22 protein-coding genes and 4 tRNA genes are annotated in these 23,463 nt (G+C 74.2%); 7 read left to right on the top strand and 19 right to left on the bottom strand.

Annotation, left to right across the window (positions count from 1 at the left end; genetic code table 11):
• Window positions 1-39 precede the first annotated feature (39 nt).
• Window positions 40-327 carry a preprotein translocase subunit SecE gene (gene secE, locus ACVWNX_RS20960; RefSeq protein ID WP_454408999.1) on the bottom strand — a complete coding sequence of 96 codons (288 nt, stop codon included), beginning with the start codon at window positions 325-327 and terminating at the stop codon, window positions 40-42.
• Window positions 328-439: 112 nt separating this feature from the next.
• Window positions 440-512, bottom strand: a tRNA-Trp gene (locus ACVWNX_RS20955).
• A gap of 239 nt (window positions 513-751) precedes the next feature.
• On the opposite strand from ACVWNX_RS20955, the gene ACVWNX_RS20950 reads away from it, so the two are divergent.
• Entirely contained in the window at window positions 752-1,978 is a 1,227-nt protein-coding gene (locus tag ACVWNX_RS20950; RefSeq protein ID WP_454408998.1) for a pyridoxal phosphate-dependent aminotransferase, read from the top strand.
• 143 nt (window positions 1,979-2,121) lie between these two features.
• Window positions 2,122-3,153, top strand: a complete 1,032-nt coding sequence (locus tag ACVWNX_RS20945; RefSeq protein WP_454408996.1) for an adenosine deaminase — start codon at window positions 2,122-2,124, stop codon at window positions 3,151-3,153.
• Between the two features lie 313 nt (window positions 3,154-3,466).
• Here the strand turns inward: ACVWNX_RS20945 and ACVWNX_RS20940 are convergent, their stop codons facing one another.
• Window positions 3,467-4,012 (bottom strand): TetR/AcrR family transcriptional regulator, encoded by a 546-nt coding sequence (locus ACVWNX_RS20940; protein WP_454414868.1) that lies wholly within the window; start codon window positions 4,010-4,012, stop codon window positions 3,467-3,469.
• A gap of 207 nt (window positions 4,013-4,219) precedes the next feature.
• Between ACVWNX_RS20940 and ACVWNX_RS20935 the strand changes: the two genes are divergently transcribed.
• Both ACVWNX_RS20935 and ACVWNX_RS20930 read left to right on the top strand, forming a co-directional pair.
• Window positions 4,220-4,864 (top strand): NAD(P)-dependent oxidoreductase, encoded by a 645-nt coding sequence (locus ACVWNX_RS20935; RefSeq protein ID WP_454408995.1) that lies wholly within the window; start codon window positions 4,220-4,222, stop codon window positions 4,862-4,864.
• Window positions 4,861-5,526, top strand: coding sequence for a GNAT family N-acetyltransferase (locus tag ACVWNX_RS20930; protein WP_454408993.1), 666 nt, complete (start codon window positions 4,861-4,863; stop codon window positions 5,524-5,526). Before ACVWNX_RS20935 ends, ACVWNX_RS20930 begins: the two co-directional genes overlap by 4 nt.
• Before the next feature lie 161 nt (window positions 5,527-5,687).
• Here ACVWNX_RS20930 and ACVWNX_RS20925 read toward each other — a convergent pair whose 3' ends face one another.
• From ACVWNX_RS20925 to ACVWNX_RS20895, 7 genes are all read right to left on the bottom strand, one after another.
• Complete coding sequence (locus tag ACVWNX_RS20925) at window positions 5,688-6,743, bottom strand: UDP-N-acetylmuramate dehydrogenase (protein ID WP_454408991.1); 1,056 nt, start codon at window positions 6,741-6,743, stop codon at window positions 5,688-5,690.
• A gap of 91 nt (window positions 6,744-6,834) precedes the next feature.
• The gene (locus tag ACVWNX_RS20920) at window positions 6,835-8,331 is read right to left on the bottom strand and encodes a DHA2 family efflux MFS transporter permease subunit (protein ID WP_454408990.1); all 1,497 of its coding nucleotides are present in this window, start codon (window positions 8,329-8,331) and stop codon (window positions 6,835-6,837) included.
• Between the two features lie 129 nt (window positions 8,332-8,460).
• Window positions 8,461-8,898, bottom strand: a complete 438-nt coding sequence (locus tag ACVWNX_RS20915; protein ID WP_454408989.1) for a MaoC family dehydratase — start codon at window positions 8,896-8,898, stop codon at window positions 8,461-8,463.
• 2 nt (window positions 8,899-8,900) lie between these two features.
• Window positions 8,901-9,353 carry an FAS1-like dehydratase domain-containing protein gene (locus tag ACVWNX_RS20910; RefSeq protein ID WP_454408988.1) on the bottom strand — a complete coding sequence of 151 codons (453 nt, stop codon included), beginning with the start codon at window positions 9,351-9,353 and terminating at the stop codon, window positions 8,901-8,903.
• A gap of 164 nt (window positions 9,354-9,517) precedes the next feature.
• On the bottom strand, window positions 9,518-9,682 hold the full coding sequence (gene rpmG, locus ACVWNX_RS20905; protein WP_003948671.1) for a 50S ribosomal protein L33: 165 nt from the start codon (window positions 9,680-9,682) through the stop codon (window positions 9,518-9,520).
• A gap of 90 nt (window positions 9,683-9,772) precedes the next feature.
• Window positions 9,773-9,845: transfer RNA gene (locus ACVWNX_RS20900), tRNA-Met, on the bottom strand.
• A 50-nt stretch (window positions 9,846-9,895) separates the two neighbouring features.
• Window positions 9,896-9,968, bottom strand: a tRNA-Thr gene (locus ACVWNX_RS20895).
• A 497-nt stretch (window positions 9,969-10,465) separates the two neighbouring features.
• On the opposite strand from ACVWNX_RS20895, the gene ACVWNX_RS20890 reads away from it, so the two are divergent.
• Both ACVWNX_RS20890 and ACVWNX_RS20885 read left to right on the top strand, forming a co-directional pair.
• Window positions 10,466-11,737, top strand: a complete 1,272-nt coding sequence (locus ACVWNX_RS20890; RefSeq protein WP_454408987.1) for an amidohydrolase family protein — start codon at window positions 10,466-10,468, stop codon at window positions 11,735-11,737.
• 669 nt (window positions 11,738-12,406) lie between these two features.
• Window positions 12,407-13,063 carry an NAD(P)H-binding protein gene (locus ACVWNX_RS20885; RefSeq protein WP_454408986.1) on the top strand — a complete coding sequence of 219 codons (657 nt, stop codon included), beginning with the start codon at window positions 12,407-12,409 and terminating at the stop codon, window positions 13,061-13,063.
• A gap of 319 nt (window positions 13,064-13,382) precedes the next feature.
• On the opposite strand, the gene ACVWNX_RS20880 is transcribed toward ACVWNX_RS20885, so the two are convergent.
• The 3 genes from ACVWNX_RS20880 to ACVWNX_RS20870 all read right to left on the bottom strand — a co-directional run bounded on the left by ACVWNX_RS20880 (window position 13,383) and on the right by ACVWNX_RS20870 (window position 14,911).
• A complete protein-coding gene (locus ACVWNX_RS20880) occupies window positions 13,383-13,595 on the bottom strand; it encodes a hypothetical protein (protein ID WP_454408985.1) in 213 nt (70 codons plus the stop codon).
• 256 nt (window positions 13,596-13,851) lie between these two features.
• Window positions 13,852-14,679 (bottom strand): hypothetical protein, encoded by an 828-nt coding sequence (locus tag ACVWNX_RS20875; protein ID WP_454408983.1) that lies wholly within the window; start codon window positions 14,677-14,679, stop codon window positions 13,852-13,854.
• 150 nt (window positions 14,680-14,829) lie between these two features.
• Window positions 14,830-14,911 (bottom strand) — tRNA-Tyr (locus ACVWNX_RS20870).
• A gap of 190 nt (window positions 14,912-15,101) precedes the next feature.
• Between ACVWNX_RS20870 and ACVWNX_RS20865 the strand changes: the two genes are divergently transcribed.
• Entirely contained in the window at window positions 15,102-15,590 is a 489-nt protein-coding gene (locus tag ACVWNX_RS20865; protein WP_454408982.1) for a YajQ family cyclic di-GMP-binding protein, read from the top strand.
• Between the two features lie 227 nt (window positions 15,591-15,817).
• Here the strand turns inward: ACVWNX_RS20865 and ACVWNX_RS20860 are convergent, their stop codons facing one another.
• From ACVWNX_RS20860 to nuoK, 6 genes are all read right to left on the bottom strand, one after another.
• Complete coding sequence (locus ACVWNX_RS20860) at window positions 15,818-16,213, bottom strand: YccF domain-containing protein (RefSeq protein WP_454408980.1); 396 nt, start codon at window positions 16,211-16,213, stop codon at window positions 15,818-15,820.
• Window positions 16,210-17,076 carry a zinc metalloprotease HtpX gene (htpX, locus tag ACVWNX_RS20855; protein ID WP_454408979.1) on the bottom strand — a complete coding sequence of 289 codons (867 nt, stop codon included), beginning with the start codon at window positions 17,074-17,076 and terminating at the stop codon, window positions 16,210-16,212. Before htpX ends, ACVWNX_RS20860 begins: the two co-directional genes overlap by 4 nt.
• Window positions 17,077-17,457: 381 nt before the next feature.
• Window positions 17,458-19,107: an NADH-quinone oxidoreductase subunit N gene (locus tag ACVWNX_RS20850; protein WP_454408977.1), complete on the bottom strand. Its 1,650-nt coding sequence runs from the start codon at window positions 19,105-19,107 to the stop codon at window positions 17,458-17,460.
• On the bottom strand, window positions 19,104-20,690 hold the full coding sequence (locus ACVWNX_RS20845; RefSeq protein WP_454408976.1) for a complex I subunit 4 family protein: 1,587 nt from the start codon (window positions 20,688-20,690) through the stop codon (window positions 19,104-19,106). The genes ACVWNX_RS20850 and ACVWNX_RS20845 overlap by 4 nt, the downstream gene beginning before the upstream one ends.
• Before the next feature lie 6 nt (window positions 20,691-20,696).
• Window positions 20,697-22,691, bottom strand: a complete 1,995-nt coding sequence (locus ACVWNX_RS20840) for an NADH-quinone oxidoreductase subunit 5 family protein (RefSeq protein WP_454408975.1) — start codon at window positions 22,689-22,691, stop codon at window positions 20,697-20,699.
• The gene (gene nuoK, locus ACVWNX_RS20835; RefSeq protein WP_454408973.1) at window positions 22,688-23,083 is read right to left on the bottom strand and encodes an NADH-quinone oxidoreductase subunit NuoK; all 396 of its coding nucleotides are present in this window, start codon (window positions 23,081-23,083) and stop codon (window positions 22,688-22,690) included. Before nuoK ends, ACVWNX_RS20840 begins: the two co-directional genes overlap by 4 nt.
• Window positions 23,084-23,463 lie beyond the last annotated feature (380 nt).

Here is a 23,463-nt window from a genome sequence, read left to right as displayed (position 1 = left end):
CGAGGTCGGCGTCCTTCGCTGGGGGCTGTGCTTCCGGCATCAGCCGAAGACGTACTTCGCGACTCGGTCGAGACCCAGGTCCAGAACGGTCACGATGCCGATCATGATGACCACGAAGATGATCACGACGGTCGTGTACGTGGTGAGCTGCGAGCGCGTCGGCCAGACGACCTTGCGCAGCTCCGCGACGATCTGGCGGTAGAACAGCGCGAGACGGCCGAAGGGGCCCTTCTTGCCGCGCTTGCCGCCCTTGCGCGCCTTCTTCTCCGTGTCCGGAGCGTCGTCCTGAGCATCAGGCATGTCGATGGAGCCCACGGCGTCCGTCACTCGTCCTCACCTGATTCCCGGGTCGGCCTGCCGCGCCCGGTTGAGCCGCACGGCGGTGCATTGCGTACGTACTTGGCAAACATCCACTCCCCCGACGAGGGGGAGTGTCTTGCAGGGCCGGAGGGACTTGAACCCCCAACCGCTGGTTTTGGAGACCAGTGCTCTACCAATTGAGCTACGACCCTTTGGCTGGCCCCAACGTACCGCATCGGACCGGCCGCGGTGTGTGCGGTCGATGATCGCGGTTGGTGTTGGCCAACGAGGTGAGAGTGTACGTGATTCCCGGGGCGGGCGTCGAACAGAAAGGCCCGGGGCGGGTGATGGCCGTGTCCGCGGGCGGCGCCGGGGGCGGTGCTCCGGGGCCGTCGCCCACAGGGTGAAACCCGTTTACCGGGCCGGTTGCCGGTCTGGAACCATGGGCCCCATGAGCGCTGCAACCTCTCCGTCCGAACGCCGGGTCTCGGCCCGCGTCGGCGCGATCTCCGAGTCCGCCACCCTCGCCGTCGACGCCAAGGCCAAGGCCCTCAAGGCCGCCGGTCGCCCGGTGATCGGCTTCGGGGCCGGGGAACCGGACTTCCCGACGCCGGACTACATCGTCGAGGCCGCCATCGAGGCGTGCAAGAACCCGAAGTTCCACCGCTACACCCCGGCCGGGGGGCTGCCGGAGCTGAAGGCGGCCATCGCCGCGAAGACGCTCCGCGACTCCGGCTACGAGGTCGAGGCGGCGCAGGTCCTGGTGACCAACGGCGGCAAGCAGGCGATCTACGAGGCGTTCGCCGCGATCCTCGACCCGGGCGACGAGGTCATCGTCCCGGCCCCGTACTGGACCACCTACCCGGAGTCGATCCGGCTCGCGGGCGGCGTCCCGGTCGAGGTGGTCACCGACGAGACCAGCGGCTACCGGGTGACGGTCGAGCAGCTGGAGGCGGCCCGGACCGAGCGGACCAAGGTGCTGCTGTTCGTCTCGCCGTCCAACCCGACCGGCGCCGTCTACAGCGCCGAGGACACCGAGGCGATCGGCCGCTGGGCCCTTGAGCACGGGCTGTGGGTGCTCACCGACGAGATCTACGAGCACCTGGTGTACGGCGACGCGGTCTTCACCTCGCTGCCGACCGTGGTGCCGGAGCTGCGCGACAAGTGCGTCGTCGTCAACGGCGTGGCGAAGACGTACGCCATGACCGGCTGGCGGGTGGGGTGGCTGATCGGCCCCAAGGACGTCGTCAAGGCCGCGACGAACCTCCAGTCGCACGCCACCTCCAACGTCTCCAACGTCGCCCAGGCCGCCGCGCTCGCCGCGGTCTCCGGGGACCTGACCGCGGTGGCCGAGATGCGGGAGGCGTTCGACCGGCGCCGTCGCACGATCGTGCGGATGCTGAACGAGATCGACGGCGTGCTGTGTCCGGAGCCGGAGGGCGCGTTCTACGTGTACCCGTCGGTGAAGGGGCTGCTCGGCAAGGAGATCCGGGGCCGCCGCCCCCAGGACAGCGTGGAGCTGGCCGCGCTGATCCTGGACGAGGTCGAGGTCGCGGTGGTCCCCGGCGAGGCGTTCGGGACCCCCGGCTATCTGCGGCTGTCGTACGCGCTCGGTGACGAGGACCTGGTCGAGGGCGTCTCCCGGATCCAGAAGCTGCTGGCCGAGGCCACCGACTGACCGGTCCGGACGGGCTCGCGGCACGTGTGCCGCGTCACAGGAGGCGGGTTCCCACCTGGTGGGGACCCGCTTCCGCGTTCGGGCAAGCACCCGAACGGGGAAAGCCGCTACCGGGCGCCCGTCGGGTACGGCAAGATCCTGGGATGGAGCACGTTCGAGACCTCGGCGCCCTGCCGAAGGCGCATCTGCATCTGCACTTCACGGGTTCGATGCGGCCCGGCACCCTGTTGGAACTGGCCGACAAGCACGGGGTGCACCTGCCCGCCGCGCTGACCGGGGCCGAGCCGCCGGTCCTGCGGGCCACCGACGAACGCGGCTGGTTCCGCTTCCAGCGGCTGTACGACATGGCCCGGTCCTGTCTGCGGGACCCGGAGGACATCCAGCGGCTGGTGCGGGAGGCCGCCGAGGAGGACCTGCGCGCGGGGTCCGGCTGGCTGGAGATCCAGGTCGACCCGACCTCGTACGCCCCCCGGCTCGGCGGGCTGATCCCGGCGCTGGAGATCATCCTGGACGCGGTGGAGACCGCCTCCCGGGACACCGGGCTCGGGATGCGGGTGCTGGTCGCGGCCAACCGGATGAAGCACCCGCTGGACGCCCGGACCCTGGCCCGGCTCGCGGTGCGCCACGCGGACCGGGGCGTCGTGGGCTTCGGGCTCTCCAACGACGAGCGCCGGGGGATGGCCAGGGACTTCGACCGGGCGTTCGCCATCGCCCGCGAGGGCGGGCTGCTGTCCGCCCCGCACGGCGGCGAGCTGACGGGCCCCTCCTCGGTCCGGGACTGCCTGGACGACCTGCACGCCGACCGGGTGGGGCACGGGGTGCGGGCCGCCGAGGACCCGAGGCTGCTGAAGCGGCTCGCGGACCGGGGGGTGACCTGCGAGGTCTGCCCCACCTCCAACGTGGCGCTCGGGGTCTACGACAAGGCCGAGGACGTCCCGCTGCGGACGATGTTCGACGCGGGGGTGCCGATGGCGCTCGGCGCGGACGACCCGCTGCTGTTCGGGGCCCGGCTGAACGAGCAGTACGAGATCGCCCGGAACGTGCACGGGTTCTCCGATCCGGAGCTGGCGGAGCTGGCCCGGCAGTCGATCCGGGCGTCGGCGGCACCGGCGGCGGAGAAGGCGCGGCTGCTCGGCGGCGTTGACACGTGGCTGACCTCGGGGCCGGTGGGCTGACCTGGGCGGTTGCCGATCAGTCCGGCAGCCCCAGTCCGGTTGCCGACCAGTCCGGCGGCCGATCAGTCCGGCGGGTGTCCGTAGGGCAGGTGTCCGTGCGGCGATGTGGTCGTGGGGCGGCTGGTGGCTGGCCGGGGCGGTCGGCGCGGTGGGGCGCCGCTGGGCGGGGCGGTCGCGGGATGGCTGGCGGCTGGGCGGGACGGGGCGGCGCGGTGGGGCGGCGGCGGGCCGGTGACCGGCCGGGGCGGGGGCCTGGCGACGGGGTCGGGCCCCGTCCGTCTTCGCGGCGGCGGGCGGGCGCGGCCCGGTGCCGTCAGAGCAGCCCGGTGAGCAGGGTGCGGGCGGTGGCGCGGGCGAAGTCGTCCAGGGAGCTGGGCGGCTTCCCCGACTCGGTGGCGTCGTAGACGAAGGCGCGCTGGCAGCAGGCGCCCATCAGCAGGGCCGCGGCCGCCCCGGCGTCGGCGTCCGCCCGGACGCGGCCCGCCCGCTGCTCGGCGCGGAGGTACTCCGCGAGCGCCTCGACGGGGAGGTGGGGGCCCGCGCCGATCCGGCGGAGGGCCTCCTCGTGACGCCGCTTCAGCCGCTGTTCGGCGAAGAGCGAGGCCGCGATGGGGAAGCTCTGCTCGTAGAAGAGGGCGGCGAGCCGGGCGATCGCGGTGAGGTTCTCCTCCACCCCGGCCGGGCCGGGGTCCCGGGCCAGGCGTTCCATCAGCGGGCCGAGCGGGGGCAGCCGCTCCTGGAGGACGGTGACGAAGATCTCCTCCTTGCCCGTGAAGTACTTGTACAGGGCCGCCTCGGAGCAGTCGGCGGCGCGGGCGATCTCCTTGGTGGTGGCGCGGGCCATCCCGACGGACAGCATCAGCGCGTGGGCGGCGTCGAGGATGCGGACCCGGGCGGGAGGGCGCGGGGTCTTCGGATCGCCCGGGACGTCCGGGGCGGCGGACCCGGAGGCGGCGGGCTCGGGGGGCTGGGGGCTGGGCACGGGCGCTCCGCTGCGGCTTGACGGGGTGGTGCGGACCTCTCCACTCTAGGGGTGAGTGAATACTTACCCACCCAGGAGGGGCTCATGAGGATCACGGTGTTCGGCGCGACCGGCGGGGTCGGACGGGAAGTCGTCCGGCGGGGACTCGTCCTCGGCCACCACGTCACCGCCGTGGTGCGCGACCCGGCCCGGCTGACCGTGACGGCGGACGGCGCCGACGGCGTCCTGGAGGTGGTCGGCTCCGACCTCACCGATCCGGACGGGGTGCGGACGGCCGTCGCCGGACGGGACGCGGTGCTCTCCGCGCTCGGCCCCCGCGACCGCCGGGACCCGGGCGTCACGGCCCGGCTGACCCGTGCGGTGCTCACGGCGATGGCCGCCGAGGACGTCCGGCGGCTGCTGGTGGTGAGCGCCTCCCCGCTCGGCACCGCGCCGCCCGGCGAACCCCTGACCGACCGGGTGCTGGGGGCGGTGGTGAACCGGGTCTTCCGCTCCGCGTACGACGATCTGCGGGCGATGGAGGCGGCGCTCGCCGCCAGCACCGCCGAGTGGACCGCCGTCCGGCCGCCCCGGCTGCTGGACGGGCCGGGAACCGGCGGCTACCGCACCTCGGTGGGCGGGAACCCGCCGTCCGCCCGGAGCATCCGGCGCGCGGATGTCGCCCATGCCATGCTGGCGCTGATCGACGACCGCGCGACGGTCCGGCAGGCGGTGGGGGTGGCGGATTGACCTCGGGAGCGGCGGGGGCGACGGGGACGCCCGGCGGGCCGGGAAGCGGCGGGGAGCGGCGAACGGGCGCGGAACCGGGCCCCGGACGGGGAGCGGTCGGCGGGGGCGACGCCCCGGTCATCGGGTTGCGGCGGCTGACCGAGGCGGACTTCCCGCTGCTCGGGAGCTGGCTCGCGCATCCGCACGTGGCCCGCTGGTGGCACCACGATCCCTCCCCCGAGGCGGTGGAACGGGACTTCGGGCCCGCGGTCCGGGGCGAGGAGCCCTCCCAGGAGCTGCTCGCCCTGGCGGACGGCGTACCGGTGGGCCTGGTGCAGCGGGTGCGGTTCGTGGACTATCCCGAGTACCGGGACGAGCTGGCCACCGTGGTGGAGGTGCCCGAGGGCGCGTACACCGTCGACTACCTGATCGGCCCGCCCGAACGGGTGGGGCGGGGGCTGGGGCCGCTGGTGATCGCCGCCGCGGTGGCGGAGCTGTGGCGCCCGCCCTGGTCCGCGGTGTGCGTGATCGTCCCGGTGGTCGCGGGCAACCGCCGGTCCTGGCGGGCCCTGGAGCGCGCGGGGCTGCGCCGGGTGGGCAGCAGCCCGCTGGAGCCGGACAACCCGGCGGACGATCCGCTGCACCACGTCTACCGGATCGACCGGCCCGCGTCGGCGGGGTGACCCCGGGGACGAGGGGAACCTCAAGCTACGGGAGTGAATCCGGGGGCGAGGGCGCCCCGGAGTTCGGAAGCACCCCCGGAGGCGGGGGCCTCAAGGCGCGGGAGTGGTCCCCGGGGCACGGGGAGGCCCACCGAGCGGCCCCGGCCCCCGGAACTCCGGGGTCAGATCCGGGCGCCCACCAGCACCGGTTCGTTGACGAGGGTGACGCCGAACGCGTCCCGGACCCCGGTGACCACCTCGCGGGCCAGCGCCAGCAGCTCCCCGGTGGTGGCCGTGCCCCGGTTGGTGAGCGCCAGGGTGTGCTTGCCGGAGATGCGGGCGCCGCCGGTGCCGTACCCCTTGGTGAACCCGGCGCGGTCGATCAGCCAGGCGGCGGAGGTCTTGGTGAGGCCCTCGCCCGCCGGGTAGGCGGGCGGGACGGCGTCCGGGCCGAGCCGTAGCGCGACCCGCTCGCGGAAGGCGGCGAACTCGGCGTCGGTGAGCAGGGGGTTGGTGAAGAAGGACCCGGCGGACCAGGTGTCGTGGTCCTCGGGGTCCAGCACCATGCCCTTGCCCGCGCGGAGCTTGAGGACCGTCTCCCGGGCCCGCTCCAGCGGCACCCGGTCGCCCACCGCCACCCCGAGCACCCGGGCGGTCTCGGCGTACCGGACGGGCGCCGACAGTCCGTCCGCGTCCTCCAGGGCGAACCGGACGCGCAGCACGACGTACCGGTCGGGGTCGGCCTTGAAGCGGCTGTGCCGGTAGGAGAAGGCGCACTCCTCGTTGGTGAGGACGACGGTCTCGTCCGCGCGCCGGTCGTAGGCGACGACCTCGGTGACGACGGAGGCGACCTCCTGACCGTAGGCGCCGACGTTCTGGACCGGGGTGGCGCCCGCCGAGCCGGGGATGCCCGCCAGGCACTCGATCCCGGCGAGGCCCGCGTCCACCACCCGGGTCACCGCGTCCGTCCAGACCTCGCCTGCGGCGAGTTCCAGCCGGGTGCCGTCCAGGTGGAAGCCCCGGGTGGCCACCCGCAGGGCGGTCCCGGCGAAGCCCTGGTCGCCGATCACCAGGTTGCTGCCGCCGCCGATCAGGAGCAGCGGGGTGCCGGCGGCGTCGGCGGCCCGGACCGCGTCGATCACCTCGGCGTCCGTGGTCGCGGTGATCAGGGTGGTGGCGGGGCCGCCGAGCCGGAACGTCGTCAGCGGGGCGAGCGGGGCGTCGTGGGTCTGGAGCACCCGACAAGACTACGGGGCGCGGGGCGGCGGTCCCCGGCGGACGGTCGGGACCCCTCCCCCACCGGGCCCGGACGCCCCGGGGCGCGGGGTTTCAGACCCCGGCCGGTTCGCGGTCCCCGTCCTTGCCGCGTCCGTCCCCGTCCCCGGTGCCGGTGCCGGTCCGGGCCCGGGCGGCCGGGCCCGTCGCGGGGGCCGGGTCGTCACCCGCCGGGGTCCGGCGGGACGGGACGGTGAGCACCGCGAGGGCCGCCAGGCCCACCGAGACGACGCCGATCCACAGCGCGGGGACCAGTCCGTCGACGAACCGCCGTCCGGTCCCGAAGCCGCCGTTCGCGGAGAAGACCGAGGCCAGCAGGGCGACGCCGAGCGCCCCGCCGACCTCCCGCAGCGCGTTGGCGGCGCCCGCGGCGATGCCGCGCTCCTCGGGGCGGACGCTGGACATCAGCAGGCTCGCGGCCGGGGCGAAGTAGAGGGCCATGCCGACCCCGCCCACGATCAGCGAGGGGAGGTGGGCCGGGTACCCGGCGTCCGGGGCGACGGTCACCGCGAACAGGGACAGTCCGAGGGCCTGGAGGAACAGCCCGGTGGCGACGACGGGACGGGCCCCGATCCGGTCGGAGAGGTGTCCGGCGAACGGCGCGACCAGCAGCGGCATCGCGGTCCACGGCAGCATCCGGACCCCGGTCTCGACCGGCGAGTAGCCCATCACGCCCTGGAAGTACTGGCTCAGCAGGAAGATCGAGCCGAACATCCCGAGGAACATCAGCAGTCCCGCCGCGTTGACCCCCGCGAAGGCCCGGCTCCGGAAGAGCCGCATCGGCAGCATGGGGCGCGCGGCGCGGCGCTCGTACCCGACGAAGGCGACGAGCAGCAGCGCCCCGCCGACCGCCGAGGTGAGCACGTACGGGTCGGTCCAGCCGTGCGCGTTGCCGTCGACGAGGGCGTAGACGATCCCGAACAGGCCCAGGCTGGCCAGCAGGGTGCCGGGCACGTCGAGGCGGGCGCCCGGGGCGCGGGACTCGGCCAGCCGCAGCCGGGCGAGCGGCAGCAGGACCAGTCCGACCGGCACGTTCAGCCAGAAGATCCACTGCCAGGAGGCGTACTCGGTGAGCGCGCCGCCGACCAGCGGTCCCAGGGCGACGCCGAGTCCGTTGGCGGCGCCCCAGATCCCGAGCGCCGCCCCGCGCCGGGCGGCGGGCACGGCGGCGGTGAGCAGGGTCAGGGTGAGCGGCATCATGACGGCGGCTCCGGCGCCCTGGACGGCGCGGGCGGCGATGAGGCCGCCGGTGCCGGGGGCGAGGGCCGCGGCGGCGGAGGCGGCGGTGAAGACGCCGAGTCCGACGGTGAAGAGCCTGCGGCGGCCGAACCGGTCGCCGAGGGCGGCGCCCAGCATCAGCAGCACCGCGAAGGTCAGCGTGTAGGCGCTGACGGTCCACTCCAGCTCTTCGAGTCCGCCGCCGAGGTCCTCGCGGATCGCGGGCAGGGCGGTGGTGACGACGAGGTTGTCCAGCGAGGCCATGAATCCGGCGGCGCTGGTGATCACGAGGGTCCACGCGGTGCCGCCGCGACGGACGGTCTGCTGGTCCATGGTTCTCCCCTGCTACCTGGTACCAGGGGGAGCGACGGGCGGGTGCCGCTCCCCGGACGGGCCCGGACGCGCCGTCGGCCGCCGTCCGGGGGGGGACGGCGGCCGACGGGACGCGCGGGCGGGACGGGCTCAGCCGAGCCGTACGACCGCGCGGGACATGCCCAGCACCTTCTGTCCGGCGGAGGTGGCCACCAGGTCGACCCGGACCTGACGGTCGTCGAGCTTGGCGGCGACCTTGCCGGTGACCTCGATGGTGGCGCCCTGGTCGTCGTCGGGGACGACGACGGGCTTGGTGAAGCGCACGCCGTACTCGACGACCGCGCCGGGGTCGCCGGTCCAGTCGGTGACCACCCGGATCGCCTCGGCCATGGTGAACATGCCGTGCGCGATGACGTCCGGCAGTCCGACGCCCTTGGCGAAGCGCTCGTTCCAGTGGATCGGGTTGAAGTCCCCGGAGGCCCCCGCGTAGCGCACCAGGGTGGCACGGGTCACCGTGAAGGAGGCCGCGGGCAGTTCGGTGCCGACCTCGACGTCGTCGTAGGAGGGCGTGGTGGTGTTCGTGGTCATGGTCACGCCCCCTCGGCCGCGCGGGACACCAGCTTCGTCCAGGCGGTGACCACGTGCTCACCGGCCTCGTCGTGGACTTCGCCACGGATGTCCAGGATGTCGTTGCCCGCGAGGGACTTGACGCCCTCGATGGTGCTGGTGACGGTCAGCCGGTCCCCCGCCCGGACGGGCCGCCGGTACGCGAACCGCTGGTCGCCGTGGACGACCCGGCTGTAGTCGAGGCCGAGCTGGGGGTCGGCGATGACCTCTCCGGCGGCCTTGAACGTGATCGCGAAGACGAAGGTCGGCGGGGCGATCACGTCCGGGTGGCCGAGCGCCTTCGCGGCCTCGGGGTCGGTGTACGCGGGGTTGGGGTCTCCGACCGCCTCCGCGAACTCCCGGATCTTCTCCCGGCCGACCTCGTACGGCTCGGTGGGCGGATAGTTCCGCCCCACGAAGGACTGATCGAGCGCCATGGGCGCGGCACCTCCTGGTCTCCGGTCCCGCCGCCCGGCGCGGTGCGCGGCACGCCGTACCGCGTGCCCCCCGCCCGGACGCCACGGGACTCGCGTGGCTACTGCGGTACAACGACACGAGGCCGCCCCCGGAACGTGGGGACGGCCTCGTGTACGAGCCTTGGTTATCGCGTCTCGCGGTGCGCGGTGTGCGCGTTGCAACGCGGGCAGTGCTTCTTCATCTCCAGTCGGTCCGGGTTGTTACGCCGGTTCTTCTTGGTGATGTAGTTCCGCTCCTTGCACTCCACGCAGGCCAGCGTGATCTTCGGGCGGACGTCGGTGGCAGCCACGTGAGTGCTCCTTGACGAACGGATAGAAAGGTATTAACGCAAGAAAGAGTAGCCGATCGAAGGACCGACCCCGCAATCGGCTACTGTCAGTAGCGGTGACCGGACTTGAACCGGTGACACAGCGATTATGAGCCGCTTGCTCTACCGACTGAGCTACACCGCTTTGATGTGCGGTGGACCCCCGTCCGAAGACGGGAGACCGTTGCACACCAGAGCCCCAAAACGGAATCGAACCGTTGACCTTCTCCTTACCATGGAGACGCTCTGCCGACTGAGCTATTGGGGCGAGCGATGAAGACATTACACGGTCGCCCGCCGTTCGCCCAAATCCGTTTCCCGACGGGCACGCAAGGGGGTCGACGGCCGTTTCCCCCGGTGCGCCCCGGCCGCCCCGGAACGCCTGTCACCGGCCGTTTCCCGGGCCCGCGCCGACCCCCGCTCCGGCCTCGCGCCCGGGCTCGCACCCACCTCGCTCCGGCGCTCCTGGTGCCGGTGCGGATGCCGTTCCCGGTCTCCGGTCAGTTCCGGTCTCCGGTCCGTTCCCGGTCCGTCCGGCCCGGTCCGTCGGCGTCCCGGGGACGGGCCGGGAGCGCCGGGCGGACGGGAGGGCCGGACGGGGAGGCGCGGGCCGGTCGGGGACGGCCGGTCGGGGGGCGCGCGTCCGTCGCACCACAATCCGTACGACTATTGCGCTCCTCCCCGGAGCGCACGGGCCGCCGCCCTACGCTCGACTCACGCTGTGTGATCACGCAGGCCGTCCCGGCCGAGCACTCAGGGAGAGCGATGCCCGACAGCCAGCCGCAGCAGCCGCCCTCCGGTTCTCCCCGGCCCTCCGGCGGCGCGGGCGGGGGCGGCGGGGGCGACGCCACCGGGCTGCTGCTGTGCGGGGCCCGGCTCGTGGACGGCCGGACCGTCGACGTCCGGGTGGACGGCGGCCGGATCGAGGCGGTCGGCACCGCGGGCAGCCTCACCACGGCCGCCGCCGCCCGGGTCGACCTCGGCGGGTACCTGCTGCTGCCCGCGCCCGCCGAACCCCACGCGCACGGCGACACGGCCCTGTCCGCGGACACCGGGGGCCCGGTCTCGTACGACGCCCGGGACGTCCAGCGGCGGGCGACGGAGGCCGCGCTGCTCCAGCTCGGGCACGGGGCCACGGCGCTGCGCAGCCATGTGCGCGTGGGGGACGTGCCGGGGCTCGGCGCGATGGGGGCCGTGCTGCGGGCCCGGCGGGCGCTGCGGGGGCTCGCCGACCTCTCCGTGGTGGCCATGCCCCGGCTGCTCACCGGGGTCGCCGGGGCGGACGGGCTCGCGCTGCTGCGGGACGCGCTCGGCATGGGGGCCTCCGTGGTGGGCGGCTGCCCCGACCTCGACCCCGACCCCACCGGGTACGCGCAGACCGTGCTGGAACTCGCGGCCGAACACGGCCGCGCCGTCGACCTCCACACCGACGGGGACGATCCGGCGCGGCTGGCCCGGCTCGCGGCGATGGCGGGCGGACTGCGGCCCGGGGTCACCGTCGGCCCCCTCGGCGGGCTCGCCCGGCTGCCCGCCGAGACCGCCGGACGGGTCGCCGACCGGCTCGCGGCGGCCGGGGTCACGGTGGTCTGTCTGCCGCAGGGCGGCTGCGGGGGCGCCGAGCGCCGGGAGACCGCGCCGGTGCGGCTGCTGCGCGCGGCGGGGGTGCGGGTGGCGGCGGGCAGCGGGGCGCTGCGGGACGTCGGCAACCCGGTGGGGCGGGGCGATCCGCTGGAGGCCGCGTTCCTGCTGGCCTCGCGGTACGGGCTGCGGCCGGACGAGGCGTACGCGGCGGTGTGCGGGGAGGCCCGGGAGGCGCTCGGGCTGCCCGGGGTGCGGGTGGAGGCGGGCTTCCCCGCCGAGTTGCTCGCGGTGCGGGGGGAGCGGCTGGGGGCGGTGCTGTCCCTGGGGTACAGCCGGGTGGTCGTCCACCGGGGGCGGGTGGTGGCCCGGACCAGCGCGGTGCGGGAGTACTGCGACTCGGCCGCGGCGGCTGCGCTGGACCTGCCCCGGCAGGGGCGCCCGCCCGCCCGGGGGTGACCCCGGGGCGGACGGTGCCCCTGAGGCGTCCCCGGGCGGGCGGCCCCGGGACGCCCGGGTGGGCGGGCGGCCCTGCGACGCCCGGGTGGGCGGGCGGCCCTGCGACGCCCGGGTGGGCGGGCGGCCCTGCGACGCCCGGCGGGGGGCCGGGACGGCCCCGGCGCCCGGGTGGAGGGGCGGCCCCGAGGGGCGGGGAGACGGGCCCGCTGCCCGCGCCGGGGCCCGGATCGGCCCTGGGGCGCCCTGGATCGGCCCCTGAGCGCTCCGGGCGGAGGAGCGGGGACGGCTGGCTCCCCGGCCGGCGGGCGGGGAGCCGCTCCGGGTGGAGGAGCCCGCTCCGGGTGGAGGAGTGAGGCGACGGCCCGGACGGACGGGTGCACGCGGGAAGGCCGGAGGAGGGGAGGCCGGACGAGCGGGAACACGGCCCGGGTGGACGGGTGGGAAGCCGGACGGGCGGGGAGACGGCTCGGGGCTGCGGGCGGGAAAGGCGGACGGGCAGGGAGGCGGCTCGGGGTTGCGGCCGGGGACGCCCGGCGCTCCCCCGGGCGGGATGCCACGGCGGGGTGACCCGGGCGGGCCCAACGGGCTTTCCCCCGGGGGCGGGACACGGGGCGCGCGGGGCGGGGTGCCGCGGTCGCCGGGGGTGGGGCGGGGGCGTACCGTCGGGATATGCGCACTGTCATCGCCGGAGGCCACGGTCAGATCGCGTTGCGGCTGGAGCGGTTGCTCGCCGCGCGGGGCGACGAGGTGGTGGGGCTCGTCCGACGGGCCGAACACGCGGACGACCTACGGGCGGCCGGGGCGGAACCCGTGGTCTGCGACCTGGAGTCGGCGACCGTCGAGGAGGTCGCCGGGCATCTGGCGGGCGCCGACGCCGCCGTGTTCGCGGCGGGCGCGGGACCGGGCAGCGGCGCGGCCCGCAAGGACACCGTGGACCGGGCCGCGGCGGTGCTGCTCGCGGACGCGGCCGAACGCGCGGGCGTGCGGCGGTTCGTGGTCGTCTCGGCGATGCGGGCCGATCCCGGACACCCGGGCGACGAGGTGTTCGACGCGTATCTGCGGGCCAAGGGCGCGGCCGACGTCGACGTGCTGGGACGGACGGGGCTGGACGCCACCGTGCTGCGGCCGGGCGCGCTCACGGACGACCCGGGCACCGGACGGGTCCGGCTGGAGGCGTCCACCGGGCGGGGCGCGGTGACACGGGACGACGTCGCCGCCGTGCTGGCCGAGTTGCTGGACACCCCGGCGACGGCGGGGCTGACGCTGGAGCTGATCGGAGGTCAGGTGCCGGTGTCCGTGGCGGTGAAGGGCGTCGCGGGCAACTGAGCGTCGTCCTCGGGCGCGGGGTGCGGGGCGCCTGGGGTGCGGGTGCCCCGGGCTCGGGGCCAGGGACGCCTTCGGGCGGGGGACGCGGAGGCGGGCGTCGTCCGGACGCGGGGCGGTGGGTTCCAGGGGCCGGATCGCTGGACGCCCGGGTTTGGGGCGGCTGACGTACAGGTCTGGGGGCGCGCTGCTGGCGCACGGGTCTGGGGGCGTGCTGTTGGCGTACGGGTCCGGCAGCATGCCGGCGTACGGGTCCGGCGGCTGACGGGCGGGCCCGGCGATCCGGGCCCCGCGCGTTCCCCGAAGGCCCGTGGCCCGGGGTTCAGAAGAGGGGCAGTTGCCCGGGGAACTCCGGCACCACGTAGCCGTCCAGCTGGGGTTGGGCCGCCCCGATGCCCGCGGGTGCGCGCGAGCCGGGACAGGACAGCAGGGAACCGGCGCCCCGCGCCCCCGGTGGGTCGTGCCGGGCGAAGCGGCCCGCCACGACGGCGATTTCACGGCGGCACTCGGGGCACGCTCTGCGACGCGAGGACATCCCACCAGTGTGCCCCGGACCACTGACAACGGTCTTCGGCACGCCCCTGCGGCGTCCGCCGGGTGGGCGGGGCGTGCGGCCCATGCCGTCAGGGGGCCGCTCGTCCCCTCCGGCGGCCGGGGGCGGCGTGAGGCGGACTCCCCTCCGGGGCGACGAGGGCCGCCGGGAGGGGTCCCCACGTCCGTGGCGGCACGTGGGGACCCCGCTCTCCGGCATGCCCGCGGCCGGGGTCAGCGCACGTCGGCGGGTACGCGGATCAGCGCACGTCGACGTGGTCGGCCGCGCTGGTGGCGACACCGGTCGTGGAGTTGCCGTAGTACACCCAGCGGTAGGAGCCGTCGACCGAGGCGGTGACCGTGGTCCTCAGCGCGCCGGTGCGGCTGGTGGTGGCCTTCTTCACGGTCTTGAAGGTGTCGGTGCCGTTGGCCCGGAACTGGAGGCTGACCTTGCGGTCGGCGTAGGGGCCGTACTTCTTGGTGTTCCAGTCCGCCCGGGTCAGCTTGCCGGTGACGGTGATCGCCCGGCCCCGGGCGACCGGCTCCGGCGAGGCGTTGGCGGTGACCTTGGCGGCGCGCTGGAGCCGGGCGGTCACGGACTTGGTCTCCAGTTCCTCGGCCTTCAGGTTGCCGTTGGCCTTCCACAGCTGGAGTAGGAAGGCGGTCTTCCAGGTCCTGGCGTCGCCGTTGGAGTCGACGTGCTCCTGGGAGGGGTGCGGGTCGATGTGGAGACGGCCCTCGCAGCGGGCGCGCTGCGGGCCGAGCTCGTAGCAGGTGTAGCTCGCCGCCCCGATGTAGTTGTCCCCGGTCTCGGCCGCCCTCCTGATGTCGCTGTGGTACAGGAAGGGGTCCGTGCTGTAGCGGGAGGCGTCGTCGGTGCCGTACCCGGGCGGCAAGTCGATCTTGAAGCTGACGGACGGCTGCACCACCTTCGAGGTGCCGACGACGATCGGCCGCCCCTTGTTGACGACGATGTCCGACACGGTGATGCCGGTGTCCGCCGCCTGGGCCGTCGGCGCGTTCAGCAGGGAGAGCCCCAGCGCGCCTATGACCGTGACCGCCGCGACGGTTCGTCTGCTCGTCTTCATGCACACCTCGTCAGGAGGACGCCGTTGTGGGAGGGCGGCAGCCTATCTGACGGGTTCATGCCTGTTCAGAGGGGATGCGGGCATGCGGGGATACGAAAGAACCCCCTGATCCGCTGCGAAAGCGAGATCAAGGGGTTCTCTTACCCAGTGTGGCGGCGCCAGGATTCGAACCTGGGAAGGCTGAGCCGGCAGATTTACAGTCTGCTCCCTTTGGCCGCTCGGGCACACCGCCTGGGATGTCGCTGGAGAGATCGGCGTTACCGCTGTTCTCCCTGGCGACGACGTAAACGATACCCGATCCACGGGGGTGCTCCGCCACTCGATTGAGCGGCACTCCGGGCGGGAGCGGTGGCTAGGCTTTGCGGATGCGGTCCGGGCCCCGCGGCCGCTCCCACGCACCCCGACTCAAGGAGCCACAGCACATGGCCGACTCCAGTTTCGACATCGTCTCGAAGGTCGAGCGGCAGGAGGTCGACAACGCCCTCAACCAGGCCGCGAAGGAGATCTCCCAGCGCTACGACTTCCGCAACGTCGGCGCGTCGATCTCCTGGTCCGGCGAGAAGATCCTGATGGAGGCCAACTCCGAGGACCGGGTGAACGCCATCCTCGACGTGTTCCAGACCAAGCTGGTCAAGCGCGGCATCTCCCTCAAGGCGCTCGACGCGGGCGAGCCGCAGCTCTCCGGCAAGGAGTACAAGATCTTCGCCTCCATCGAGGAGGGCATCTCCCAGGAGAACGCCAAGAAGGTCGCGAAGATCATCCGGGACGAGGGCCCCAAGGGCGTCAAGGCCCAGGTGCAGGGTGACGAGCTGCGGGTCAGCTCGAAGAGCCGGGACGACCTCCAGGCGGTCCAGGCCCTGCTGAAGGGCCAGGACTTCGACTTCGCGCTCCAGTTCGTCAACTACCGGTAGTCAGCGACCACCGGCAGTCCGCCGGGACGGCGCCCCGGGCGGCTCCCGGCCGGGACGGTCTCCAGGCCGGGAAGCCGCTCGCCCGCCGACCCGTGCCGCGCCCCGTGGCTCCGGGCGTGTCCCACGGCCCTCGCCGCGTCCTTCCTGGACGTGGCGGGGGCCGTCGGCGTACCGGGGCGGCGGGCGCCGGTCGGTACGGGGCGCCCGTCACCGTCACCGGGCCGATGTCACCAGCGGCCCGCGAACGGCTGGTCGGTGCTGACGATCTCCTTGCCGAGGGGCATCAGCGAGACCGGTATCAGCTTGAAGTTGGCGAGCCCCAGGGGGATGCCGATGATCGTGACGCACTGGAGGACACCCGTCACGATGTGCGCCAGCGCCAGCCACCAGCCCGCCAGGACCAGCCACAGGACGTTGCCCACGCAGGACGGGGCGCCCGCGCCCGGACGTTCCACGACCCGCTGCCCGAAGGGCCACAGGGCGTAGACCCCGATCCGGAGGGCGGCCACCGCGAACGGGATGCCGATGATGGTGATGCAGAGGAGGAAGGCCGCCAGCAGATAGCCCAGGAAGAGCCAGAAGCCGCTGAGCACGAGCCAGATGATGTTGAGGATGGTCTTCACTGGTGTCGTCCTGCCATCTGTTCGAGGCGGGCGATGCGCTCCGCCATCGGCGGGTGGGTGGAGAACATCTTGGAGAGGCCCCCCTGGCCCGGTCGGAACGGGTTGGCGATCATCATGTGGCTCGCCGTCTCGATGCGCGGCTCGGGCGGCAGGGGCCGCTGTTTCGTCCCGGCGTCCAGCTTGCGCAGGGCGCTCGCCAGGGCGAGCGGGTCACCGGTCAGCTGGGCTCCGGAGGCGTCCGCCTCGTACTCGCGGGAACGGCTGATCGCCAGCTGGATCACGGACGCCGCGAGCGGCCCCAGGATCATGACCAGCAACATGCCGAGCAGGCCCGGGCCCTCGTCGTTGTCGGAGCGGCCGATCGGGATCAGCCAGGCGAAGTTGACCAGGAACATGATCACCGAGGCGAGGGCGCCCGCCACCGAGGAGATCAGGATGTCGCGGTTGTAGACGTGGCTCAGCTCGTGGCCGATGACCCCGCGCAGTTCGCGTTCGTCGAGGAGGCGCAGGATGCCCTCGGTGCAGCACACGGCCGCGTTGCGCGGGTTGCGGCCGGTCGCGAAGGCGTTGGGCGCCTCGGTGGGCGAGATGTAGAGCCGTGGCATGGGCTGCCGGGCCTGCGTCGACAGCTCGCGGACCATCCGGTAGAGCGCGGGAGCCTCGAACTCGCTGACCGGGCGGGCGCGCATCGCGCGTAGAGCCAGTTTGTCGCTGTTCCAGTAGGCGTACGCGTTGGTGCCCAGGGCGACGAACACGGCGACGATCAGTCCCGTGCGCCCGAAGAGGCTTCCGATGACGATGATGAGCGCCGACAGCCCTCCGAGGAGGACGGCGGTCTTCAGCCCATTGTGTCGGCGGTGCACAGTAAGCCCTCCTGGTGGTGCGGCAGGGGAACCCTCTGCTCCTCGGCGCTCCGCTGCGGTGGTGCCGCCGAGGCCCTTCTCTACGGTCCAGTGGACCCTCCCGTACTGGTCAACGCCAGGCGGACGGGTCTGGTTCCCCGGCGCCGGGGGCCGGGCGTGTCGGCCGACCGGGTGACGGTCCGGGGCCCCCGCGACCCGCCGGACGGGCCGTGGGGCGTCGGCGGGACGGGGCCGACGGGTGTCGGCGGGCGGGGCGGATCAGTGTCGGCGGGGGCGGCGGGACGGGCGCGCGGCACCGGCACCGCCTCGCCCGTCGCCCCGTTCGTCGGCCCGGACGGGCCGGGGCGGGGTGGCGGGGCGGTGCCGGGGCGTTCCGGCGGGTCAGAACAGGACCGTGTCCGAGAAGCGGAGGACGAGCTGGGGGGCTCCGGACAGGACGAGGCCGAGGACGGCCGTCAGGACGATCGCGACGGCCAGCGGGGCCGGGACGGCCGCGGTGCCCGTCGCGGCGGCCACGGGGGCCGTCACGGGCGCTCCAGGGGCACCCGGGACGGCGGGAACGCCCGAGGCGCCGGACGCTCCCGTGGTCTCCGTGGCCCCGGTGGCGGCCGGGCGGAACAGGAACGCCGTCCAGCGCAGGTAGTAGTACAGCGCGATGACGACGTTCAGGGCCATCACCACGGCGAGCCAGCCGAGGCCCGCGTCGACCACCGACGAGAAGACGGTGACCTTGGCGAACAGCCCGACGATCCCCGGCGGCAGCCCGGCCAGGCAGAGCAGGAAGAACGCCAGGGCGAGGGCGGTCAGCGGGCGCTCGGCGTACAGGCCCCGGTAGTCGTCGAGACGGTTGAGGGGCCGGGTGCGGGCCACCAGCGCGACGACCGCGAAGGCGCCGAGGTTCACGGCCGCGTACATCAGGGCGTACGCCACGGTGGCGCCGACGGCCCGTTCGCCGTCCTCCGCGTAGGCCGCCGCCGCGATCGGGACCAGCAGGTAACCGGCCTGCCCGACGGAGGACCAGGCGAGCAGGCGCACCGCGCCGTACGCGCGCGTGGGGAGCTGCCGCAGGGCCGCCGCGTTGCCGATCGTCATGGTGAGCGCGGCGAGGACGGCGAGCGCCGGGCCCCACAGCTCGGTGTACGGCGGGAAGGCGATGACGGTGACCAGGATCAGTCCGGTGAAGCCCACCGCCTTGCCGACGACCGACAGATAGGCGGCGACGGGCAGCGGCGCGCCCACGTAGGTGTCCGGCACCCAGAAGTGGAACGGTACGGCGGCGGCCTTGAAGGCGAAGCCGACGAGGGTGAGGGCGACGCCCGTCTGCGCGAGGGTCGCGAACTGGCCGTCCACGCGCGCGAGGGCGTCCGCGATCTCCGTGAGGTACATGCTGCCGGTGGTCGCGTACACGAAGCTGACGCCCATGAGGGTCACGGCGGTCGCGGCGACGGACGACAGGAAGAACTTGAGGGCCGCCTCGGAGGACATCCGGTCGGCGCGCTTCAGTCCCACCAGGGCGAACGCGGGCAGTGAGGCCACTTCGAGGGCGACGACGAGGGTGGCGAGGTCACGGGCGGCGGGCAGCAGCGCGGCGCCCGCGGCGGAGCACAGCAGCAGGAACCAGTACTCGCCGTCGGGCAGCACCCGCGCGCGGGAGGTGCCGTCCGCCCGGTCCGCGCCGTCCGCGTCGTCCTTGAGCAGCGTCACCGAGAGGAGGACCGCCACCAGGGCGCCGCCGATGACCAGGAGCTGGACGGCCAGGGTGAACTGGTCGGCGGTGTAGCTGCAGGTGTCCGGGGCGGACCGGCGGCAGAAGGTGCCCCGGTCGTCGCCGACGAGCGGCAGCAGGGACAGCGCGGCGAGGGCGAGGGCTCCGGCGGAGGCCCAGCCGAGGAGGCTCTTGCGGCGCTCGGGCACGAAGAGGTCCGCCACCAGGACGAGCAGCGCGGCGACCGCGGTGATGGTGGGCGGCGCGATGGCGACCCAGTCGACGGACTGGACGAGCTTCGCGCCGTCGGGGGCGGCGACGGTCACGACTTGCCTCCTGCCAGGAGCTGCTGCACGGCCGGGTCGGTGAGGCCCAGCAGCAGGGCGGGCCAGAGTCCGGCGAGGACGGTGAGGGCGACGAGCGGGGCCCAGGCGGCGTACTCGTGGCGGCGCACGTCCGGGAAGGCGGGGGTCCCGGAGCCGGTGGGCTCCTCGGGGACGCCCATGCAGAGGCGGCGGACGACGACGAGGAGGTACGCGGCGGTGAGCAGGGTGCCGAGCCCGCCGAACGCCATGAAGACCAGGTACGCGGGGCGGTTGAGCCCGTCGGCGGGGTCGAAGGCGCCGAACAGGGCGAGCATCTCGCCCCAGAACCCGGCGAGTCCGGGCAGTCCCAGGGAGGCGACGGCGCCGAAGGCGAACAGCCCGCCGAGGCGGGGCGCGGTGCCGTAGAGGGCGCCGCCGGTGTCCCCCGCGAGGGTGTCGAGGTCGGTGCTGCCGGTGCGGTCCTTGAGGGCGCCGACCAGGAAGAACAGCAGGCCGGTGATGAGGCCGTGGGCGATGTTGGCGAAGAGGGCGCCGTTGACCCCGGTGGGCGTGAGGGTGGCGATGCCGAGGAGGACGAAGCCCATGTGTCCGACGGACGAGTAGGCGATCAGCCGCTTCAGGTCGCCGCCCGCGCCGGGCCGGGCGAGCGCCAGACAGGCCAGGGACCCGTAGATGATCCCGACGACGGCGAACGCGGCGAGGTACGGGGCGAGGACGTGCGCGCCGTCGGGGGCGGCGGGGAGCAGGATGCGGACGAAGCCGTAGGTGCCCATCTTGAGCAGGACGCCCGCGAGCAGCACCGAGCCGACGGTGGGGGCGGCGGTGTGGGCGTCCGGCAGCCAGCTGTGCAGCGGCCACATCGGCGTTTTGACGGCGAATCCGATGCCCACCGCCAGAACGGCGATGACCTGCGTGGACGTACTGAGCGAGCCGCCGTTGTCAGTGGCGAGTGCCACCATGTCGAAGGTGCCCGCCCTGAGCCCGATCAGGAGCAGGCCGAGCAGCATGACCACGGAACCGAGCAGGGTGTAGAGGACGAACTTCCAGGCGGCGGCCGCGCGGCCGTCGCCGCCCCAGCGGGCGATGAGGAAGTACATCGGGACGAGGACCATCTCGAAGGCGAGGAAGAACAGCAGCAGGTCCAGCACGGCGAAGGACGCGAGGGTGCCCGCCTCCAGGACGAGCACCAGGGCGGTGAACGCCTTCGGGGACGGGCCCGAGGGCGGCTTCCCGTAGCTGTACAGAGCGCAGAGGAAGGTCAGCAGCGCGGTGAGGACCAGGAGGGGGAGGGAGATGCCGTCGACGCCGAGGTGGACGCGGACGTCCAGCGCGGGGATCCAGCTGATGTCGGTGGTGGCCTGCATCTTCGACGGCTGGTCGTGGTCGAAGCCCAGCGCGAGGACCAGGGCGGCGAGGAGGACCGCGCCGGTGACGGTGACGCCGTGCCGCAGCACCGCCTGTTCGGGGGACTTCCCCTTCAGTCCGGGCGGGGCGGGCAGCAGGGCGGCGACCGCGCCCAGGAGCGGGCCGACCACGACGAACGCCAGGAGGAACTGCATCACGGACTCGTTGATATCGATCACTGCGGTTCACGCTCCGGCGGTGGCGACGAGGACGGCGGCGATCGCCAGGACGACGGTGCCCGCGAGCAGCACGCTGAGGTAGGTCTGCGTGTTGCCGGTCTGGGCGCGGCGCGTGGCGGCGCCGAGCCAGCGGGGCAGGGCGGCCGCGCCCCGGACGTAGGTGTCGACGACCTCGCGGTCCAGGAAGCGCACCAGCCGGGCACCCGCGAGGACGGGCCGGACGAACAGCGTCCGGTAGACGGCGTCCAGGTGGAAGCCGGTGGCGGCGTGGCGGTGCAGCGGGCCGAGCAGCACCCGTCCGGGGTCGGCGGCGTCGGGCGTGGCCTCCAGGTACCCGTAGGCCCGTTCGTGGGTGGCGAGGGCCTCCGCCTCGACGAGCGAGCCGTCGGCGTCGGGGTGGGCGGGCGCCGGGTCGAGGGGGACGCGGGTCGCGGCGGCGGTCTGACGCCAGGTGCCGTACACCAGGAGTCCGCCGACGAGGGCGGCGCCGGTGCCGAGGACGGAGGTGGTGAGGGTCGGGGTGAGGGAGGCGCCGCCGAACCAGTCGGGCAGTACGCCCGCGGCGAGTCCGAAGCCGAGGGAGGGCACGGCGAGCACCCACAGCACGGTGGTCATGGGCAGCGGCTGCCTGCCGTGGTCGGGGACCTCGTCGGTGCCCCGGCCCCGGAAGGCGAGCAGCCACAGCCGGGCCGCGTAGGCGGCGGTGAGGAGGGCGGTGAGGAGTCCGGCGGCGAGGACGGTCCATCCGGCGGCGGTCGGGACGCCCGCGGTGTCGCCGTGGGCGGCGTGCTCGGCGCCCACGAGGACGGCCTCCTTGGAGAAGAAGCCGCTGAAGGGCGGGATCGCGGCGAGCGCGAGCAGCGCCACGGTCATCGTCCAGTAGGCGTCCGGTACGCGGGCGCGCAGATTCCGCATCCTGGACATGGCGGCCAGGGAGTTGGTGCCCGCGGCGTGGATGACCACGCCCGCCCCGAGGAACAGCAGCGCCTTGAAGGCGCCGTGCGACAGGAGGTGGAAGACGGCGGCCCCCGGGTCGGCGACGGCGAGCGCGCCGGTCAGATAGCCGAGCTGACCGATGGTCGAGTAGGCGAGGACGCGTTTGATGTCGTCCTGGGCGAGCGCGGCGAGCGCGGAGCCGACCATCGTCACCGCGGCCATCACGGCGAGCACGGTGAGCGCGGCGGCCGAGGCGGCGAAGACGGGCAGCAGCCGGGCGACGAAGTAGATACCGGCCGCGACCATCGTCGCCGCGTGGATCAGCGCGGAGACGGGCGTCGGACCGGCCATCGCGTCGGGCAGCCAGGTGTGCAGCGGGAACTGCGCCGACTTGCCCGCCACGCCCGCGAGCAGCAGCAGCGCGATCACCGTGGGGTGGTCGAGCCCGCCGTCCGCGACGGTGGCCAGCACGGTGGAGATCCGGAACGAGCCCGCGTCCACGGCGAGCGCGAACAGTCCGATCAGGAAGGGGACGTCACCGAGCTTGGTGATCAGGAACGCCTTCAGCGAGGCGGACCGGGCCTCGGGGGTCTCCCAGTAGTGGCCGACCAGGAAGTACGAGCAGACGCCCATGACCTCCCAGCCCACCAGCAGCACCATCAGATCGCCCGAGTAGACGACGAGGAACATCGCGGAGGTGAACAGGGAGACGAGGGCCGCGTACGAGGGGTAGCGCGGGTCGTGGCGCAGATAGGCGGTGGAGTAGATCTGCACGCAGGTGGCGACCACGCCGACGAGCACCGCGACGAGCACGGCGAAGCCGTCGAGGCGCAGCGCCAGGTCGACGGGGACCGAGCCGGTGGGGGTGAGCTGGGTCGCCGCCTCGATGGTCCGCCCGCCGCCCTGCCGGGCGGCGACGAGCACCGCCAGGACCAGCGCGGCCAGGGTGGGCAGCACCGCCAGGGGGCGGACGAAGCCGGGGGCGGTGCGGCCGAGGGACAGTCCGGCGACCGCGCCGAGGAACGGCAGCAGGGGGACGAGTACGGCGAGGGTCGTGGTGGTCACGCGGCGGCCTTAGGGGTGGGTGCCGTGATGGGGGCCGCCGGGGCGCCGTCCGGACCGCCGTCCGGGCCGGGGCCGGTCTCGGCGGTGTCGCGGAGCTTGTCGATGGCGGAGGTGCCGCGGTTGCGGTAGACGGCGAGGACGATCGCCAGGCCGATGCCGATCTCGGCGGCGGCGATGGCGATGATGAACAGGGTCAGCGCCTGGCCGGAGTGGAGGGTGTCGCGGGCGGCCTCGCTGAGCCAGACGTCGAAGGCGACGAGGTTGAGGTTGACGGCGTTGAGCATCAGCTCCACGGACATCAGGACCAGGATCGCGTTGCGGCGGGCGAGCACCCCGTACAGGCCGATGCAGAAGAGGAGGACGGAGAGGACCGCGGGATAGGCGAGGTGCATCAGTCGGTCTCCGTCCGGGGGGTTCCGGGTGCCCCGGGGGCCACGGACGGGTCGGCGGCGGGCGCGGTCGGTTCCGTGGCGGGAGCGGTGGCCCCCTCGGCGGGTGCCGTCGGTTCCGTGGCGGGAGCGGTCGGCAGCGTGGCGGATGCCGTCGGTTCCGTGGCGGGAGCGATGGGCCTCGTGGCGGGGGCCGTCGGTTCGGTGGCGGATGCCTCGGCTTCCCCGGCGGGTGCCGTCCGCCGGGTGGTGGGCGTCGTCGGCTCCTGGGCGGGCGGGGTGGCCGGGGTCGGCTCGGTGGCGGAAGCCGGCTCGGTGACCGGCGCGGACCCGGTGGCCCCGGCGGTCGGGGCCGGGTGGGTGGCCGCCCTGGCCCGGGGGGC

Source organism: Streptomyces sp. JNUCC 64 (assembly GCF_054484115.1).
The sequence above is the reverse complement of the archived record's forward strand: the minus strand, read 5'-3'. Positions and strand labels throughout refer to the sequence as shown.

Coding starts and splice junctions, on each gene's coding strand:
- ACVWNX_RS20875 (WP_454408983.1), bottom strand. CDS start 14,679: ATGAAGACGAGCAGACGAACCGTCGCGGCGGTCACGGTCATAGGCGCG.
- ACVWNX_RS20935 (WP_454408995.1), top strand. CDS start 4,220: ATGAGGATCACGGTGTTCGGCGCGACCGGCGGGGTCGGACGGGAAGTC.
- ACVWNX_RS20915 (WP_454408989.1), bottom strand. CDS start 8,898: ATGACCACGAACACCACCACGCCCTCCTACGACGACGTCGAGGTCGGC.
- ACVWNX_RS20910 (WP_454408988.1), bottom strand. CDS start 9,353: ATGGCGCTCGATCAGTCCTTCGTGGGGCGGAACTATCCGCCCACCGAG.
- ACVWNX_RS20950 (WP_454408998.1), top strand. CDS start 752: ATGAGCGCTGCAACCTCTCCGTCCGAACGCCGGGTCTCGGCCCGCGTC.
- ACVWNX_RS20885 (WP_454408986.1), top strand. CDS start 12,407: ATGCGCACTGTCATCGCCGGAGGCCACGGTCAGATCGCGTTGCGGCTG.
- ACVWNX_RS20890 (WP_454408987.1), top strand. CDS start 10,466: ATGCCCGACAGCCAGCCGCAGCAGCCGCCCTCCGGTTCTCCCCGGCCC.
- ACVWNX_RS20865 (WP_454408982.1), top strand. CDS start 15,102: ATGGCCGACTCCAGTTTCGACATCGTCTCGAAGGTCGAGCGGCAGGAG.
- ACVWNX_RS20940 (WP_454414868.1), bottom strand. CDS start 4,012: ATGCTGTCCGTCGGGATGGCCCGCGCCACCACCAAGGAGATCGCCCGC.
- nuoK (WP_454408973.1), bottom strand. CDS start 23,083: ATGCACCTCGCCTATCCCGCGGTCCTCTCCGTCCTCCTCTTCTGCATC.
- ACVWNX_RS20920 (WP_454408990.1), bottom strand. CDS start 8,331: ATGGACCAGCAGACCGTCCGTCGCGGCGGCACCGCGTGGACCCTCGTG.
- ACVWNX_RS20880 (WP_454408985.1), bottom strand. CDS start 13,595: ATGTCCTCGCGTCGCAGAGCGTGCCCCGAGTGCCGCCGTGAAATCGCC.
- ACVWNX_RS20945 (WP_454408996.1), top strand. CDS start 2,122: ATGGAGCACGTTCGAGACCTCGGCGCCCTGCCGAAGGCGCATCTGCAT.